Below are 15,597 nucleotides of genomic sequence, written 5' to 3' on the forward strand. Positions count from 1 at the left end.
CAAGCTTGCGCGCGTTAGCGCCCGCGCGGCCGCGCGATCCCTTATCATCGCTGGACCCCGGCCTTCGCCGGGGAAGGATTAGTCCTGGTAAGCCGCCGTCGTCCTGGCCTTCACCTCGTCCGCCGAAACACCCGGTGCGAGCTCGATCAGCTTGAACGGCGTCTGGTGATCGGGCCGCTGGAACACGCACAAATCGGTGACGATCATGTCGACCACGTTCTTGCCGGTCAGCGGCAAAGTGCATTGCGGAATGAACTTCGGATCGCCGTTCTTGGAATTGTGCTCCATCACGACGATGATCTTCTTGACGCCGGCGACGAGGTCCATCGCCCCGCCCATCCCTTTCACCATCTTGCCGGGGATCATCCAATTGGCGATGTCGCCGCCCTCGCTGACCTCCATCGCGCCGAGCACGGTCAGGTCGATATGGCCGCCGCGGATCATCGCGAAGCTGTCCGACGAGGAAAAATAGGAGGAGGAAGCAAGCTGGCTGATCGTCTGCTTGCCCGCATTGATCAGGTCCGGGTCGACCTCATCGTCATAGGGGAACGGCCCGATGCCGAGCATGCCGTTTTCCGACTGAAGCGTGACCTCCACGCCTTCGGGCACATGGTTTGCCACCAAGGTCGGAATGCCGATCCCGAGATTGACGTAGAAGCCGTCCTTCAGCTCTTTCGCGGCGCGTGCCGCCATTTCGTCGCGCGTCCAGGCCATCAGTGCTTCGCTTTCCTTGGGATTGGTGCAGGCGGGGTGGCGGGTGGGACCGAACCCGGATCGCGCCATTGCTTGTCTTTTGGGAAGATGTCGTCCGCCTCACCCTGGAGCGCCTTGCCGTAAACCGGGTTCGGCAGCACGAACCAGCCTGCACCCCATAGGGTAGCAAGACCCGAATAAGCGACCGAAGCGCGGCGCGCGGCGATGCTGTTCGGCTCGGTCGTAAACAGATCGGAGAAGTCGACGAGCTGGTCGCCCGCCATCGCCAATACGCAATAGCGCGCCGCAATGGTGGCACGGCGACCGTCCTTGCCCGACCCCGAAGCATCGTCGCCGTTGAGGAACAATGTCTCGCCATGTTTTGCCGGCCCAAGGCCGGCGACATTCAACGCGCCCTCGGCGCCGGCCGCGTTCGCTGCTGCGCGATTGGAGTTGAAGATCACGGTCACGCCATGGCCGCGCAGCCGGTCCAGCGCTTCCTTGGCGCCGGGCGTGGGCGCGACATAATTCGCGCCGCCCTTCTCCCAGCGATCCCAGGCTTCCTGGTCGAACGCCTTTCGCTGGGCAACCAGGTCATCATATTCGGCGCCGAGATTGAGGATCGCGGTTTCATCGACGTCCAGCACGATAGCGGGCGGCCTGCCGTCACACGGCACGAAGTGCGGATTTGCAAGCGTCGAGCCCGGCGCGAGGATGACGCCGCTGCGTTCCCCCCGTGCCAGTTGCGCGTCGACATAGTCGGCGAGGGCTCGCCAGGTCTGGCGCGTGAGCGCGGCCGCCTCGGCGGATCCGTAGAGATATTGGATGCCGTGCAGATTGGCCGGCACCGGCGGCGGTTGGGGCGGATAATAAGGCTTGGCCGCGGCTACGCGGTGGGCCCTGGACGAAGCCTGTTTTTTGGTGAGCGAAGCGGCCGGCGCCGAAAGCGCGAGCGCCACCGCCATCGCCGTCAGCGCATGTCTCATGCCGGTTCGCGCGTTCGCACCGTGCGGAATTCGATCTTCTTGTCGTAAGGCGCGCCCAGCACCAGGCGCTTCACGTAGATGCCGGGCACATGGATGCAGTCGGGATCGAGGCTGCCGACCGGCACGATCTCCTCGACCTCGGCGACGGTGCGCTTGCTTGCGGTCGCCATCGGCTGATTGAAGTTGCGGGCCGTCTTGCGGAAGATCAGATTGCCGGCCTCGTCGGCCTTCCAGCCCTTGATGATCGACAGATCGGCAACGATGCCGCGTTCGAGCACGTAGGTTTCGCCGTCGAACTCCTTGGTTTCCTTGCCGTCGGCGACGACCGTGCCGACGCCGGTTTTAGTGTAGAAGCCGGGAATGCCGGCGCCACCCGCGCGGCAGCGCTCGGCCAGCGTGCCCTGGGGGCAGAATTCGACCTCAAGCTCGCCGGCGAGATATTGCCGTTCGAATTCCTTATTCTCGCCGACATAGGACGAGATCATCTTCGCGATCTGACGGCTACGGAGCAATTTGCCCAAGCCTACGCCGTCGATGCCGGCATTGTTGGAGACGATGGTCAGCCCCTTCACGCCCGAGGCTTCGATCGCGTCGATCAACCGTTCGGGAATGCCGCACAGCCCGAAACCACCCGCGCAGATGATCATATTGTCCGTAAGCAGGCCGGCGAGCGCGGCAGTTGCATCCGGATAAATCTTGTTCGCCACGGCTTTTCCCTGAGCGGAATGATGGTTTGGCGATAGGCCGAGCACAGGCGCGCGGTCAACGTTGCCCCGCCCTTCGCGGCGACGCTATAGGCAGCGCATGACTTCCATGAGAACCGGCGGCCGCATTCTGGTCGATGCGCTCGTCGCGCAGGGCTGCGACCGTATCTTCACCGTGCCGGGGGAGAGCTTCCTGCCGGTGCTCGACGCGCTGGTGGACGCGCCTCAGATCGACGTGGTCGTGACGCGCGCCGAAGGTGGTGCCGCCTTCATGGCCGAGGCGGACGGCAAGATGACGCATCGGCCCGGCGTGTGTTTCGTGACGCGCGGACCCGGTGCGACCAACGCGTCGATCGGCGTCCACGTGGCGATGCAGGATTCGACGCCCATGATCCTGTTCGTCGGCGATGTCGCGCGCGACGCACGGGATCGCGAGGGATTTCAGGAGGTGGATTTCCCGGCCTTCTTCGCGCCGCTCGCGAAATGGTCGGCGCGGATCGAGGATGCCGCGCGCATCCCCGAATATGTCGCGCGCGCCTACGCCACCGCGATGAACGGGCGGCCGGGCCCGGTGGTGCTGGCGCTGCCCGAGGACATGCTGGAGAGCGAGGCGGAGGCGCTGGATCGGCCGCGAGTCAGCCGCGTGGCGCAGGCGTGCGACTTCGATGCGATCAACCTGTTGTACGACAAGCTGCGCGGTGCCAAGGCGCCGCTCGCGATCGTCGGCGGCACAGACTGGGATGCGGAGACGGGCGATAATTTCGCGCTGTTCGCCATGCGCACCGGCCTGCCGGTGGCTGCTGCCTTTCGCCGACAGGACGCGATCGCCAACGATTGCCCCGTCTATGCCGGCAATCTCGGCTATGGCCCCAATCCCAAGCTCGTGGAACGGATCAAGCAAGCGGACCTGTTGCTCGTGGTTGGCGCGCGATTGGGCGAGGCGACGACGGACGGCTATGCGTTGGTCACACCCGATCATCCGGGACAGACGCTGATCCACGTCCATCCCGACCCCGAGGAACTCAATCGTGTCTATCGCGCCGACGTCGCGATCTGTGCCGACATGCGCAGCTTCGCGCGGGCCGTGGCCGAGACGGTCGACGAAACCTTGGTCGCGGACAGCAGCGGCACCGATGCCCACGCCGACTGGCTGGCGTGGAGCACCCCCTTCGCCAACGACATGCCGCTCGATCTGGGCTTGTGCTGGGCTGAGTTACGCGAACGGCTGCCGGCCGACAGCATCATCTGTAACGGCGCGGGCAATTTTTCCGCCTGGGCGCATCGTTTCTGGCGCTATGCCGCGCAGCCGTCCCAGCTGGCGCCGACGGCGGGCGCGATGGGCTATGGCGTGCCAGCGGCGGTCGCGGCCGCGATCCGGTTCCCCGGGCGCCGCGCGGTGGCGGTCGCGGGGGACGGCGATTTCCAGATGAACGGGCAGGAATTGGCAACCGCCGCGCGGCAAGGCGCGCGCCTGCTGGTGCTGCTGGTCGACAATGGCAGCTATGGCACGATCCGGATGCACCAGGAGCGGCGCTACCCGGCGCGCGTTTCGGCAACCGACCTGACCAATCCGGATTTCGCAGCGCTGGCACGCGCCTATGGCGGCTGGGCCGAGACGGTGGGGACCACCGAGCAATTCGCCCCTGCCCTCGCCCGCGCTCTGGAGCAGCCGGGCATTGCACTCCTCCACCTGAAGACCGACATCGAGCGGATCAGCCCGACGCTTACCGTTTCGGGGCTGCGGGCGGCGAAGTGATTGCGTGCGCCGACCTTACGCATCACCCTGAACTTGTTTCAGGGACCACTCCGCATCCGCACTGTCGGATGTTTGGCGCGATCGATGCTGAAACAGGTTCAGCATGACGGTTGGCGAATTACAGGCCGGCGCCATCGATAACCGCCCCATCCTCGTTTTCGATTCCGGTGTCGGCGGACTGTCGGTGCTGGCGGAGGTCCGGCAGGCCTTGCCCAAGGCCCCGATCGTCTATGTCGCGGACAATGGCGGCTTCCCCTATGGCACCAAGACCGAGGCGGAGATTGCGGCGCGGGTGCCGGCCCTGCTCGGCCGGCTGGCGGAACGCTATCGCCCGCGGCTGATCATCATCGCCTGCAATACCGCCTCGACGATCGCGCTGCCGGGCGTGCGTGCGGCGCTGGATCTGCCGATCGTCGGGACGGTGCCGGCGATCAAACCCGCCGCCGAGCGATCGACCAGCCGTGTGATCGGCGTGCTCGGAACCGACGCGACCGTGCGCCAGCCTTATGTCGACGATCTCTCGCGCCAGTTTGCCAGCGACTGCCTGGTCTTGCGTCACGGCTCCGCGGCGCTGGTCCAGCTTGCCGAGGCAAGCTTGCGGGGCGAAGCGACGCCGGACGGCGCTTATAGCGATGCCCTCGGCGGCTTGCTTGATCAGTCCGGGGGTGACCGCATGGATACGGTGGTGCTGGCATGCACGCATTTCCCGCTCGTCGCCGATCGCCTCGCCGCAATCGCGCCGCGTCCGCTGACCTTCGTCGATGGCGCCAGCGGCATTGCCCGGCGCACGGCCACCCTCACGCGCGACCACAGCTGGCCCGATCGAGCGACGCCAGCTATTGCCGTCTTCACCGCGCCAATCGAGGTATCGGAAGGGCTGAAGGCCTCCCTTGCCGGCTTCGGCCTGTCGAAAATCGAACGGCTTTGACCAAAAAGGCGTGGGCAGCGCTGGAAACCTTTCCATTTCGGCGCTAGAGGCGCGCTTCGACACCCCCGGGGACGTTCCTCTTGGATTATAATCGCGTTTTCACTCAGGCGATCGACCGGCTGCATGCCGAGGGGCGCTACCGGGTCTTCATCGATATCCTGCGCAACAAGGGTTCCTACCCGAATGCGCGGTGCTTTGCGGGCCATAACGGCCCCAAGCCGATCACGGTGTGGTGCTCGAACGATTATCTCGCCATGGGCCAGCACCCCGACGTGATCGCGGCGATGGAAGAGGCGCTGCACGATGTCGGCGCCGGCGCCGGGGGCACGCGCAATATCGGCGGCAACACCCATTATCATGTCGATCTGGAAGCCGAACTGGCCGACCTGCACGGCAAGGAAGGCGCGCTGCTGTTCACCAGCGGCTATGTGTCGAACGAGGCGACGCTGTCGACGCTGGCCAAGGTGCTGCCCGGCTGCATCATCTTCTCGGACGAGCTCAACCACGCCTCGATGATCGCGGGCATTCGCAGTTCCGGCTGCGAGAAGCATGTCTTCCGCCACAATGACCTGGAACATCTCGAGGAATTGCTGGCAGCGGCCGACCCGGACGCGCCCAAGCTGATCGCGTTCGAGAGCGTCTATTCGATGGATGGCGACATCGCGCCGGTCCATGCCATTTGCGATCTCGCCGACAAATATGAGGCGCTGACCTATCTCGACGAGGTTCACGCCGTCGGCATGTACGGCGCGCGCGGCGGCGGCATTTCCGAGCGCGAGGGCGCGGTCAATCGGCTGACGATCATCGAGGGCACGCTCGGCAAGGCGTTCGGCGTGATGGGCGGCTATATCGCCGCCGACAAGATGATCATCGACGTGATCCGCAGCTACGCGCCGGGCTTCATCTTCACCACCAGCCTATCGCCGGTGCTGGTCGCCGGCGCGCTGGCGAGCGTGCGCCACCTCAAGGCCTCGTCGATCGAGCGCGAGGGCCAGCAGAAGGCAGCGAGCCTGCTCAAGGCGATGATGGCCGAAGCCGGGCTGCCGGTGATGCCGTCGACCACCCATATCGTGCCGCTGATGGTGGGCGACCCGGTCAAGGCCAAGCGCGCGAGCGATATCCTGCTCGCCGAATATGGCGTCTACGTGCAGCCGATCAATTATCCGACGGTGCCACGCGGCACCGAGCGCCTGCGTTTCACCCCCGGCCCCAGCCATGACGAAGCGATGATGCGCAGCCTCGTCGACGCGCTCGTCGAAATCTGGAGCCGGATGGAGATGAAGAAGGCGGCCTGAAGCCAGGCCTTGCTTGGGGCGGCCTAACGCAAGCGAGGCTGGCTTCGCGGGCCCATGGCTACTACAGCTTGTGGCGTCCCGAATCGCTGGAGTTTCCGTTGGCTGCGCGCATCGCCATCGCTTCCGATCACGCAGCCGTTGCTTTGAAGGCGACGCTGGCTGCGTGGCTGCGCGAACAGGGGCATGACGTGCTCGATCTCGGCCCCGATACCGACGTCTCGGTGGACTATCCCGATTACGGCTTCGCGTTAGGCGATAGGATCGCCGAAGGCGGCGCGGATTTCGGCATCGCCCTGTGCGGATCGGGCATCGGCATCTCGATCGCGGTCAACCGCAACCCCGCCGCGCGCTGCGCGCTGGTTTCGGAGCCGCTGTCCGCCGCGCTCGCCCGCCGCCACAACGACGCCAATGTCATCGCGCTCGGCGCCCGCTTGACCGGCGAGGACATGGCCAAGGCCTGCGTCCAGGCTTTCCTCGACACCGATTATGAAGGCGGGCGCCATCAGGCGCGCGTCGCGAAACTCTCACATCTCGCCAAGGAGCCAGCATGAGCAGCAAGCCCGCCAATGACGTCCAGGCGCCAGCAGGATCCGGTCACAACAATGTGACCGGTGGCGGCTTCTTTTCGCGCGACCTGGCCGAGGCCGATCCAGCCGTTTTCAAGGGTGTCGAGCGCGAGATTGCGCGCGAGAAGGACCAGATCGAGCTGATCGCGTCGGAGAATATCGTCTCCAAGGCGGTGCTCGAAGCGCAGGGCTCCGTCTTCACCAACAAATATGCCGAGGGCTATCCCGGCAAGCGTTATTATCAGGGCTGCGCGCCGTCGGACACGGTCGAGCAGCTGGCGATCGACCGCGCCAAGCAATTGTTCGGCTGCGGCTTCGCCAACGTCCAGCCGCATTCGGGCGCGCAGGCCAACGGCGCGGTCATGCTGGCGCTGACCAAGCCCGGCGACACGATCATGGGGCTGAGCCTCGATGCCGGCGGCCATCTCACCCACGGCGCCAGAGCGGCGATGTCGGGCAAGTGGTTCAACGCCGTGCAATATGGCGTCACGCGCGACACGCACCTGATCGACTATGACGCGCTCGAAGCTCTGGCGAAGGAGCATAAGCCGACGTTGCTGATCGCCGGCGGCTCGGCCTATCCGCGGCACATCGATTTCGCCCGCTTCCGCCAGATCGCGGATGAGGTCGGCGCCTTGTTCATGGTCGACATGGCGCATTTCGCCGGGCTGGTCGCGGGCGGGGTCCACCCCACCCCGTTCGGCCAAGCCCATGTCGTCACCACCACCACCCACAAGACGCTGCGCGGCCCGCGCGGCGGCATGGTGATGACCGACGATGAGGCGATCGCGAAGAAGATCAACTCGGCGGTTTTCCCCGGCCTGCAAGGCGGCCCGCTGATGCACGTCATCGCGGCCAAGGCGGTTGCTTTCGGCGAGGCGCTCGATCCGTCGTTCAAGATCTATTCGCGCGCGGTGGTCGACAATGCCAAGGCGCTGGCGGCGCGGCTCAAGGAACGCGGCGCGGAGATCGTCTCCGGCGGCACCGACACGCATTTGGCGCTGGTCGACCTGACCCCGCTCGGCGTCACCGGCCGCGATGCCGACGAGGCGCTCGAGCGGTGCGGCATTACCTGCAACAAGAACGGCATTCCGTTCGACCCGCTGCCCCCGGTCAAGACCAGCGGCATCCGCGTCGGCTCGCCCGCCGGCACGACGCGCGGCTTCGGCATTGCCGAGTTCCGCGACATCGCCGACATGATCGCCGACGTGCTGGAAGGCCTGCGCAAGAATGGCGAGCAGGGCGACGGCCAGGTCGAGGCCAATGTCCGCGAGCGCGTGAAGACGCTGACCGCGCGCTTCCCGATCTATCCGGAGCTTTAATGCGCTGTCCTTTCTGTTTTCATGCGGACAGCCAGGTCAAGGATAGCCGCCCGACGGAGGATGGCGCCTCGATCCGCCGACGGCGCCAATGCGAAAGCTGCGGCGCGCGCTTTTCGACCTTTGAACGGGTGCAGCTGCGCGAGCTGACGGTCGTCAAGAAGGACGGCGACCGGCAGCAATTCGATCGCGGCAAGCTGGAGCGCTCGATCTCGATCGCCGCGCGCAAGCGGCCGGTGACCGGCGATCAGATCGAGCGGCTGGTTTCGTCGATCCAGCGCCAGCTGGAGACGAGCGGCGACAGCGAGGTCAATGCCGCGCGCGTCGGCGAGATGGTGATGGACGGGCTGCAGCAGCTCGACAGCGTCGCCTATATCCGTTTCGCCAGCGTCTATAAGAATTTCCGCGAAGCCCGCGATTTCGAACATTTCGCCGGTAGGGTGACGGAAACGGGCGGGGAGTGAGCCACCCCTTCCCTCCGTTCGCCCCGAGCGAAGTCGAGGCATTTCTTGCATTCAGTAGCTTTGCCCTATCCGCTCATCCTGAGTAGGGACTGAGCTTGGCGAAGGCCCGTATCGAAGGACCGCAGTGCCTTTTCACACCTATCTACTACGCTGCTCAGATGGCAGCTATTATGTCGGTCATTCTGACGACCTAGAGACGCGTATCTCGCAGCACAATTCCGGACTTATTCCAGGATATACGGCCAATAAGTTACCTGTTGAATTACTCTGGGCTCAAGAATTCTCCGAACGCGACGGTGCATTTCGAGCAGAGCGCCAAATTAAAGGGTGGTCGCGCGCCAAAAAAGAGTCGCTCGTAGCCGGCAATTTCGATCTGCTCCGTGCGCTCTCCCATCGAAGTGTCCTTCGAGACGAGGCTTCGACAAGCTCAGCCTCTCCTCAGGATGAGCGGGCGATGGGAAATGGGGAGCAGAGCGCACCTTCCCCCGCCATCGTCCTGGTACGCCCGCAGCTTGGTGAGAATATCGGTAAGGCGGCGCGTGCAATGCTCAATTTCGGGCTGACCGACCTGCGGCTGGTCAGCCCGCGCGATGGCTGGCCCAATCCGAGTGCGGGCCCGGCGGCATCGGGAGCCGACATGGTGCTGGCCAACGCGCGCGTCTACGACAGCACGGCCGATGCCGTCGCGGATTGCGCGCATGTCTATGCGACGACAGTGCGCAAGCGCGGGGTGACCAAGCCGGTGATGCGGCCGGACGAGGCGGCGGCAGCGATCCGGGCTGAGCCGGGCGGAAGCGCCATCCTGTTCGGACCCGAGCGGTCGGGCCTGGAAACGGACGATGTCGCCATCGCCCGCACCATTCTCACCGTTCCGATCAACCCCGAATTCGGATCGCTCAACCTCGCCCAGGCGGTGATCCTGGTCGCCTATGAATGGTCGAAGGGCGCCGATCTCGTGCAGCCGTCGGTGACGCCGATCGATCCCCCGGCCCCCCAGGCGGAACTGGACGGGATGATCGAGCAGCTGGATCAGATGCTGCTGGAGGCCGGCTACTTCTTTCCGCCGGACCGCCGCCCGACAACCCAGCGCATGCTGCGGACCCTGCTGACCAAGCCCGGCTGGAACAGCCAGGAAGTGCGCACGATGCGGGGCGTCTTTTCCGCCTTCGCCAAGCCCAAACGCCGTTAACGTTCGTCGAACCGCTCGAATTCGTAGGCGATCGACGCCTCGACGAGGTCGTTCCACAAGGCCGCAATCGGCGCCGTCGGGATAGCAAGCCGTTCGGCTGCGGCAACCGCATTGGCGATAACCTCGGCCTTGCGCGTCTCGTCGCGCACCTGTCCCCGCTCGGATTTGATGCGCGCCGCCGCGCGCATATAGCCAAATCGCTTTGCAATCAGCGCGATCAGCGCGGCGTCGACCGCATCGACGCCGGCGCGCACCTCCGGCATCGTCGTGCAATATTCGGGGTCGAGGGGGCGTTCCATGCGCGCCTCATAACGATCGCTCTGCTGCCGCGACAGGATTTTTCTTGCAGCGCAGCACGATCCCGGGATTAAGAGCGACTTGAGTGAGTTACCGGATATGGAAGGTCCTACCCGATGAAGATTGCGTTTGTTCTTGCCGCCGGCCTGCTGGCGTCGGCCGTCATGGCTGCGGACTTGCCGGCCGCCGCACCCGCGGATGCGGCCAAGGAAAAGAAGATCTGCCGCAACCTCGACCCGATGATCGGTTCAAACCTGTCGCGGCGTATCTGCAAAACGCGCGAGGAATGGGCAAGGCAGGGTGTGCAGGACCAGCCGACAACCAAGGACCGCGTCGACGTCGAGAAGTTCCGCGACATGTCCACGCAATTTGCAGCGCCACGCTAAACTCCGCTCGCGCCCCCGCAATTCTTGACTTGTAGAGCGCGCGCCGCCATAGGCGCGCCTTCGCAATTGGCTCCGCACGCTCGGTGAAGCGGTGGCCCTGCCCTCTCCTCCACGAGAATCAGCAGCGCGGTTCCGGGTATTCGCCTGTCGGGTTCTGCCCGGCGTGCACCACGCAATTGAAGGACTGACACATGTCGAAGCGCTCCAGCGCCAAGTATAAGCTCGATCGCCGTATGGGCGAGAACATCTGGGGACGTCCCAAGTCCCCGGTGAACAAGCGTGAATATGGCCCCGGCCAGCACGGCCAGCGCCGCAAGGGCAAAGTCTCCGACTTCGGCACCCAGCTGAAGGCGAAGCAGAAGCTCAAGGGCTATTACGGCGACGTCACCGAGAAGCAGTTCAAGAAGGCCTATACCGAGGCCGCGCGCATGAAGGGCGATACCGGTCAGAATTTGATCGGCCTGCTCGAGCGTCGCCTGGATGCGGTCGTCTATCGCGCCAAGTTCGCCCCGACCATCTGGTCCGCGCGCCAGCTCGTCAACCACGGCCACATTCGGGTCAACGGCGTGAAGTGCAACATCGCCTCGCGGCTGGTGAAGCCGGGGGACGAGCTGACCCTGGGGCCGAAGGCACAGGAGATGGCGCTGGTGATGGAAGCACAGGGCCTGTCGGAGCGCGACATCCCCGATTACGTCGCCGCAGACGGCGCATCGAAGGTCACCTACGTCCGCGTACCGACGCTCGACGAAGTGCCCTATCCGGTGAAGATGGAGCCGAACCTGGTCGTCGAGTTCTACTCGCGCTGATCGGATCCTGCTGGAAATAGAAAGGGCGGCCATCTGGCCGCCCTTTTTTTTAGTGCGTGGTGGCGGCTCGCAGGAACGCGTCGCTCTCCTTCAAGAGCCGTTTACGCGCTTCATTGTCCTCGAGCTGATGGTCGAGGCCCGTGAATGTGATAAGCTGCACCTTGCCCCCCGCCGACTTCAGCTTGGCCGCCATGAGCGTCGATTCCGCATAGCCGACGTTGGCGTCCTGCGTGCCGTGGACAAACAAAACGGGCACCTTGATCTTCGCCGCATTCTGCGCGGGCGAGCCTTCGCGCACTTCCGGTCCAACACCGACATAGTGGCGCACCAGCGCCTCGTCACTCCAGCCGCTGCTCTCCGCCTTGAGCGTTTCCAGATCGGTGACCGGTGCGATTGCCACCACCGCCTTGAACAAGTCGGGAGCAAGTACGGCCGACTGCAGCGCTGCATATCCGCCATAGGACCAGCCGACGATCGTCAGCTTCGCCGGATCGGCAATCCCGTGACTTCGATACAGAGGCAAGCGAGATTGCCACCATTTCCGCTTGCTGCCATGGCGCCCGCCAAGCCTGCGCTGGAGATGACGCTGACACGCCGCCAACCTGCCGAATGGATGCCGCATGATGCGGTCTGGATCGGTTTCCCGAGCCATGCCGAATTGTGGGAGGAGGATCTTGAGCCCGCCCGCGCCGAAGTGATCGCCTTCGCGCGCGCCGTGCATGCCGGCGGGCGCGGCGAGCGGGTCATTCTGGTCGCGGCCGACGCCGCGTCGGGGGAAGTGGCTCGCTCGGTCAGCGCCGGTGCGGCGGAAATCGTCGTGCAGCCGTTCGGCGATATCTGGCTGCGCGATACCGGCGCCATCATCACCATCGGTCCGCAGGGCCGTCGCGCGGCGCGGTTCGCGTTCAATTGGTGGGGCGGCAAATATCATTTGCCCGGCGACGAAGGTGTCGGCGGACGGCTGGCCGAGGCAGCCGGTTTCGCGGTCGACCGACATGAATGGGTGCTGGAAGGCGGCGCGATCGATGTCGACGGCACCGGGCTGGCCGTCACCACCGAGCAATGTCTGCTCAACCCCAACCGCAATCCGGGTCTGTTACGCGAGGATATCGAGCGCGGCCTCGCCGAGGGGTTGGGCATCGAGCGCCTGCTGTGGCTGGGCGATGGCCTCGCCAACGATCATACGGATGGGCATGTCGACAATCTCGCGCGGTTTGTCGGCCCGAACCTGCTCGCCCTGCCCGAGCCGACGGGCGAGGACGATCCCAATAGCGAGGTGTATCGCGACGCTTTGGCACGCGCACAGGCGTTCGGTGTCGAGGTGGTGCCCCTCCCCTCGCCCGGCCTCGTCGAGATAGACGGGGAAGCGATCCCCGCTTCGTACATGAACTTCTACATCGGCAACGCTGCTGTCGTCGTTCCGCAATATGGCGCCGCACATGATCAGGCGGCAGTCGCGGCGATCGGCGCGCTGTTTCCGGGGCGCCGCGCGATCGGGCTGCGGGCCGATCACATCCTCACCGGTGGCGGCAGTTTCCATTGCATCAGCCAGCAGGTGCCCGCGGCGTGATCCAATTCTGGGTTCGCGCCTTGCTCTCCGGCATGATCGTCGCGGCGGTGGCGACGATCGCCCGCCGCAATCCGGCTGCGGGCGCGCTGGTCGCGTCCCTGCCGCTCGTGTCGCTGCTCGGCATCCTGTGGTTGTGGCACGACACGCGCGATCCCGAACGGCTCGCCCGCCATGTCGAGGCGACCTTCTGGTATGTCATTCCATCGCTGCCGATGTTTCTGGCAATCCCCTATGCGCTGCGCCACGGCGCTAATTTCTGGCTTTCCTTGCTGGGCGGTTGCGTGCTCACCATCTTGCTCTACTTCGCGACGATGATCGTCGCCGCCCGCTTCGGCGTGCGCCTTTAGGGTTTTGAGATGACCGAGATCACCGTCGCCGCGATCCAGCTCGCCTTCGGCGAAGACATCGACGCGAACATCGCGAAGGTGGCGGCGCGGGTGCGCGAGGCGGCAGCGCAGGGCGCGCAGGTGATCCTTCCGCCCGAATTGTTCGAGGGACCCTATTTCTGCCGGGTCGAGGACGAAGGCCTGTTTGCCAACGCCAAGCCGACGGCCGAGCATAAGGCGGTGCTCGCGATGCAGGCGCTGGCGGCGGAGCTCAAGGTTTCGATCCCGACCAGCTTTTTCGAACTCGATGGCCCGCATCATTACAATTCACTGGCGATGATCGGGCCGGACGGCGGCATTCAGGGGGTCTATCGCAAGAGCCATATTCCCGATGGGCCGGGCTATGAGGAGAAATTCTATTTCCGCCCGGGCAATACCGGCTTCAAGGTGTGGGATAGCCCACAGGCGAAGCTCGGCGTCGGTGTGTGCTGGGACCAATGGTATCCCGAGACGGCGCGCGCGATGATGCTGATGGGCGCGGAAATATTATTCTACCCGACCGCGATCGGCAGCGAGCCGCATGATACGTCGCTGGACACCGCGCGACTGTGGCGGCGAGCCATGGTCGGCCATGCGGTCTCCAATGTCGTGCCCGTGGTTGCCGCCAACCGGGTCGGCACCGAGCATGGCCAGACCTTCTACGGCACCAGCTTCATCACGGACGAGCGCGGCGACATTCTTGCCGAACTCGACCGCGAGGAAGAAGGCGTGATCACGGCCACGCTCGACTTAGATCGCGTCAAGCGGCACCGCGCCGCCTTCGGCTTCTTCCGGGACCGCCGGCCGGAGCTTTACGGGCGGCTGGTACAGGATATCTGATGGAGCGCATTGCCTGGCTCAACGGCGACTTCGTGCCGCTCGCCGAAGCGAAAATCTCGGCGCAGGATCGCGGCTTCCTGTTCGCCGACGGGATCTACGAATTCACCGCCGTGCTCGACGGCAAGCTGGTCGACAGCGCGGCGCATCTGGCGCGGTTCGCGCGATCGGTGGCCGGGCTCGACCTGACATTGCCGATCCCGATCGAAGAGATCGAGGCGATCCAGCGCGAGCTGATCGCGCGCAACGGGCTCGACCAGGGCGGCATCTATTTCCAGCTGACCGGCGGGCCGGCGGAGCGCGATTTCCTCGCCGAATCAACCGCGCCGACCTTATTCCTGTTCACCCAGGCGAGCGAGATCATTGAACGTCCGACCGCTAAGACCGGCATTGCCGTCGCGACCATCGCCGATCCACGCTGGGCACGGCGCGACATCAAGAGCATCATGTTGCTCGGCCAGGTGCTGGCCAAGCGCGAAGCGGCCGCTGCGGGGGCACAGGAAGCCTGGCTGGTCGAGGACGGTTTCGTTACCGAGGGCGCCTCCTCCAGCGCGCTGATCGTGACCCAGGATGGCACGCTCGTCACGCGCCCGAACAGCAATGCGATCCTGCCCGGCTGTACGCGTAAGGCCGTCATGGCGATCGCCGAACGCGATGGCGTGAAGGTTGAGGAGCGGCTGTTCACCGTCGCCGAGGCGCTCGGCGCCCGAGAGGCGATCCTCACGAGTGCGTCCAACTTCGTAATTCCTGTCGTGGCGATCGACCGCCATCCTATCGGCGACGGTAAAGCCGGGCCGATTACGCGCCGGCTCCGCGAACTCTATATCGAGGCCGCACGCGCGGGGTGACCTACACCTATGCGATCGGGCTGGGATCGAACCGGCGTCACGGCCGCCACGGCGCCCCGTCCGGCGTGATCGAAGCTGCCCTCGCGGAGCTCCAGCCGGTCGCCAGATCGCGCATTTGCTCGACCGCCCCGCTCGGCCCGTCACATCGCCGTTTCGCCAATGCCGCCGCGCTGATCGCAACCCCCTTGCCACCGCCTGCCCTGCTGGCGTGGCTCAAGCAGATCGAGCGCGAGTTCGGCAGGCGCCGCGGCCGCCGCTGGGGCGCGCGGGTGCTCGATCTGGATATCCTGCTCTGGTCGGGCGGACCCTGGTCCGGCCGCGGGCTGGCGATTCCCCATCCGCACCTGATCGAACGGCGCTTCACGCTCGATCCACTCAGCGAAATCGCCCCGAACTGGCGAATATACGGTGCCGGCACGGTGCGTCAGCACGCGGCGCGGTTGACCCGACCCCGGCCCGCCCATAGGAGCGGTCGCCGGTCGGGTCCGTAGCTCAGTCGGTAGAGCAAGCGACTTTTAATCGAGAGGTCCCGGGTTCGAGCCCCGGCGGACCCACCAACCTCTTCAACAGCTCGTGACTTGGCCGCTA

Annotated in this window: 19 protein-coding genes, 1 tRNA gene and 1 pseudogene; 16 read left to right on the forward strand and 5 right to left on the reverse strand. The window is 65.2% G+C overall.

Going from position 1 to position 15,597, the window contains the following annotated elements:
• Nucleotides 1-78: 78 nt before the first annotated feature.
• Genes DX905_RS02965 through DX905_RS02975 form a run of 3 tightly spaced genes read right to left on the reverse strand, consistent with a single transcriptional unit; the run spans nt 79 to nt 2,386 of the window.
• Nucleotides 79-714 carry a 3-oxoacid CoA-transferase subunit B gene (locus tag DX905_RS02965; RefSeq protein ID WP_116089998.1) on the reverse strand — a complete coding sequence of 212 codons (636 nt, stop codon included), beginning with the start codon at nt 712-714 and terminating at the stop codon, nt 79-81.
• Nucleotides 714-1,679 carry an HAD family acid phosphatase gene (locus tag DX905_RS02970; RefSeq protein WP_116089999.1) on the reverse strand — a complete coding sequence of 322 codons (966 nt, stop codon included), beginning with the start codon at nt 1,677-1,679 and terminating at the stop codon, nt 714-716. The genes DX905_RS02965 and DX905_RS02970 overlap by 1 nt, the downstream gene beginning before the upstream one ends.
• Nucleotides 1,676-2,386, reverse strand: coding sequence for a CoA transferase subunit A (locus DX905_RS02975; RefSeq protein ID WP_116090000.1), 711 nt, complete (start codon nt 2,384-2,386; stop codon nt 1,676-1,678). The genes DX905_RS02970 and DX905_RS02975 overlap by 4 nt, the downstream gene beginning before the upstream one ends.
• A 97-nt stretch (nt 2,387-2,483) precedes the next feature.
• Here DX905_RS02975 and DX905_RS02980 point away from each other — a divergent pair, with 97 nt between their 5' ends.
• From DX905_RS02980 to DX905_RS03010, 8 genes and pseudogenes are all read left to right on the forward strand, one after another.
• On the forward strand, nt 2,484-4,139 hold the full coding sequence (locus DX905_RS02980; RefSeq protein ID WP_116090001.1) for a thiamine pyrophosphate-binding protein: 1,656 nt from the start codon (nt 2,484-2,486) through the stop codon (nt 4,137-4,139).
• A gap of 103 nt (nt 4,140-4,242) precedes the next feature.
• A complete protein-coding gene (murI, locus tag DX905_RS02985) occupies nt 4,243-5,067 on the forward strand; it encodes a glutamate racemase (protein WP_116090002.1) in 825 nt (274 codons plus the stop codon).
• A gap of 80 nt (nt 5,068-5,147) precedes the next feature.
• A complete protein-coding gene (gene hemA, locus DX905_RS02990; protein WP_116090003.1) occupies nt 5,148-6,362 on the forward strand; it encodes a 5-aminolevulinate synthase in 1,215 nt (404 codons plus the stop codon).
• Between the two features lie 98 nt (nt 6,363-6,460).
• Nucleotides 6,461-6,913: a ribose 5-phosphate isomerase B gene (rpiB, locus tag DX905_RS02995; protein WP_116092285.1), complete on the forward strand. Its 453-nt coding sequence runs from the start codon at nt 6,461-6,463 to the stop codon at nt 6,911-6,913.
• A complete protein-coding gene (glyA, locus tag DX905_RS03000; RefSeq protein ID WP_116090004.1) occupies nt 6,910-8,250 on the forward strand; it encodes a serine hydroxymethyltransferase in 1,341 nt (446 codons plus the stop codon). The genes rpiB and glyA overlap by 4 nt, the downstream gene beginning before the upstream one ends.
• Nucleotides 8,250-8,711 (forward strand): transcriptional regulator NrdR, encoded by a 462-nt coding sequence (gene nrdR / locus DX905_RS03005; protein WP_116090005.1) that lies wholly within the window; start codon nt 8,250-8,252, stop codon nt 8,709-8,711. Before glyA ends, nrdR begins: the two co-directional genes overlap by 1 nt.
• A gap of 124 nt (nt 8,712-8,835) precedes the next feature.
• Nucleotides 8,836-9,045 (forward strand): annotated as a pseudogene (locus DX905_RS16210) (GIY-YIG nuclease family protein); the annotation flags it as partial.
• A 120-nt stretch (nt 9,046-9,165) separates the two neighbouring features.
• Nucleotides 9,166-9,900, forward strand: a complete 735-nt coding sequence (locus tag DX905_RS03010; protein ID WP_240320922.1) for an RNA methyltransferase — start codon at nt 9,166-9,168, stop codon at nt 9,898-9,900.
• Here DX905_RS03010 and DX905_RS03015 read toward each other — a convergent pair.
• Nucleotides 9,897-10,199 (reverse strand): chorismate mutase, encoded by a 303-nt coding sequence (locus DX905_RS03015; RefSeq protein WP_116090007.1) that lies wholly within the window; start codon nt 10,197-10,199, stop codon nt 9,897-9,899. The two genes, DX905_RS03010 and DX905_RS03015, sit on opposite strands and share 4 nt — an antisense overlap.
• Before the next feature lie 114 nt (nt 10,200-10,313).
• Between DX905_RS03015 and DX905_RS03020 the strand changes: the two genes are divergently transcribed.
• A complete protein-coding gene (locus DX905_RS03020) occupies nt 10,314-10,583 on the forward strand; it encodes a hypothetical protein (RefSeq protein WP_116090008.1) in 270 nt (89 codons plus the stop codon).
• A gap of 191 nt (nt 10,584-10,774) precedes the next feature.
• A complete protein-coding gene (gene rpsD, locus DX905_RS03025) occupies nt 10,775-11,389 on the forward strand; it encodes a 30S ribosomal protein S4 (RefSeq protein WP_116090009.1) in 615 nt (204 codons plus the stop codon).
• Between the two features lie 49 nt (nt 11,390-11,438).
• On the opposite strand, the gene DX905_RS03030 is transcribed toward rpsD, so the two are convergent.
• On the reverse strand, nt 11,439-11,912 hold the full coding sequence (locus DX905_RS03030; protein ID WP_240320695.1) for an alpha/beta hydrolase family protein: 474 nt from the start codon (nt 11,910-11,912) through the stop codon (nt 11,439-11,441).
• 57 nt (nt 11,913-11,969) lie between these two features.
• Here DX905_RS03030 and DX905_RS03035 point away from each other — a divergent pair, with 57 nt between their 5' ends.
• The 6 genes from DX905_RS03035 (at nt 11,970) to DX905_RS03060 (ending at nt 15,566) form a co-directional block, all read left to right on the forward strand.
• The gene (locus DX905_RS03035; RefSeq protein WP_116092287.1) at nt 11,970-12,959 is read left to right on the forward strand and encodes an agmatine deiminase family protein; all 990 of its coding nucleotides are present in this window, start codon (nt 11,970-11,972) and stop codon (nt 12,957-12,959) included.
• Complete coding sequence (locus tag DX905_RS03040) at nt 12,956-13,306, forward strand: DUF3147 family protein (protein WP_116090010.1); 351 nt, start codon at nt 12,956-12,958, stop codon at nt 13,304-13,306. The genes DX905_RS03035 and DX905_RS03040 overlap by 4 nt, the downstream gene beginning before the upstream one ends.
• Before the next feature lie 9 nt (nt 13,307-13,315).
• On the forward strand, nt 13,316-14,164 hold the full coding sequence (aguB, locus tag DX905_RS03045) for an N-carbamoylputrescine amidase (protein WP_116090011.1): 849 nt from the start codon (nt 13,316-13,318) through the stop codon (nt 14,162-14,164).
• Nucleotides 14,164-15,009, forward strand: coding sequence for a D-amino-acid transaminase (locus DX905_RS03050; protein ID WP_116090012.1), 846 nt, complete (start codon nt 14,164-14,166; stop codon nt 15,007-15,009). The genes aguB and DX905_RS03050 overlap by 1 nt, the downstream gene beginning before the upstream one ends.
• Complete coding sequence (gene folK, locus DX905_RS03055; RefSeq protein WP_116090013.1) at nt 15,006-15,500, forward strand: 2-amino-4-hydroxy-6-hydroxymethyldihydropteridine diphosphokinase; 495 nt, start codon at nt 15,006-15,008, stop codon at nt 15,498-15,500. The genes DX905_RS03050 and folK overlap by 4 nt, the downstream gene beginning before the upstream one ends.
• A tRNA-Lys gene (locus tag DX905_RS03060) sits at nt 15,491-15,566 on the forward strand. Before folK ends, DX905_RS03060 begins: the two co-directional genes overlap by 10 nt.
• Nucleotides 15,567-15,597: the final 31 nt, after the last annotated feature.

The sequence above is a fragment of the Sphingomonas crusticola genome (assembly GCF_003391115.1).
In the GTDB taxonomy this organism is placed as follows: Bacteria; Pseudomonadota; Alphaproteobacteria; order Sphingomonadales; family Sphingomonadaceae; genus Sphingomonas_I; species Sphingomonas_I crusticola.

Excerpts from the sequence above, each read along its gene's own strand:
- DX905_RS03010 (WP_240320922.1), top strand. The coding sequence starts at position 9,166 with ATGGGAAATGGGGAGCAGAGCGCACCTTCCCCCGCCATCGTCCTGGTA.
- DX905_RS02965 (WP_116089998.1), bottom strand. The coding sequence starts at position 714 with ATGGCCTGGACGCGCGACGAAATGGCGGCACGCGCCGCGAAAGAGCTG.
- glyA (WP_116090004.1), top strand. The coding sequence starts at position 6,910 with ATGAGCAGCAAGCCCGCCAATGACGTCCAGGCGCCAGCAGGATCCGGT.
- rpsD (WP_116090009.1), top strand. The coding sequence starts at position 10,775 with ATGTCGAAGCGCTCCAGCGCCAAGTATAAGCTCGATCGCCGTATGGGC.
- DX905_RS03015 (WP_116090007.1), bottom strand. The coding sequence starts at position 10,199 with ATGGAACGCCCCCTCGACCCCGAATATTGCACGACGATGCCGGAGGTG.
- DX905_RS03020 (WP_116090008.1), top strand. The coding sequence starts at position 10,314 with ATGAAGATTGCGTTTGTTCTTGCCGCCGGCCTGCTGGCGTCGGCCGTC.
- DX905_RS02970 (WP_116089999.1), bottom strand. The coding sequence starts at position 1,679 with ATGAGACATGCGCTGACGGCGATGGCGGTGGCGCTCGCGCTTTCGGCG.
- nrdR (WP_116090005.1), top strand. The coding sequence starts at position 8,250 with ATGCGCTGTCCTTTCTGTTTTCATGCGGACAGCCAGGTCAAGGATAGC.
- DX905_RS03035 (WP_116092287.1), top strand. The coding sequence starts at position 11,970 with ATGACGCTGACACGCCGCCAACCTGCCGAATGGATGCCGCATGATGCG.
- DX905_RS02980 (WP_116090001.1), top strand. The coding sequence starts at position 2,484 with ATGACTTCCATGAGAACCGGCGGCCGCATTCTGGTCGATGCGCTCGTC.
- DX905_RS03050 (WP_116090012.1), top strand. The coding sequence starts at position 14,164 with ATGGAGCGCATTGCCTGGCTCAACGGCGACTTCGTGCCGCTCGCCGAA.
- aguB (WP_116090011.1), top strand. The coding sequence starts at position 13,316 with ATGACCGAGATCACCGTCGCCGCGATCCAGCTCGCCTTCGGCGAAGAC.
- murI (WP_116090002.1), top strand. The coding sequence starts at position 4,243 with ATGACGGTTGGCGAATTACAGGCCGGCGCCATCGATAACCGCCCCATC.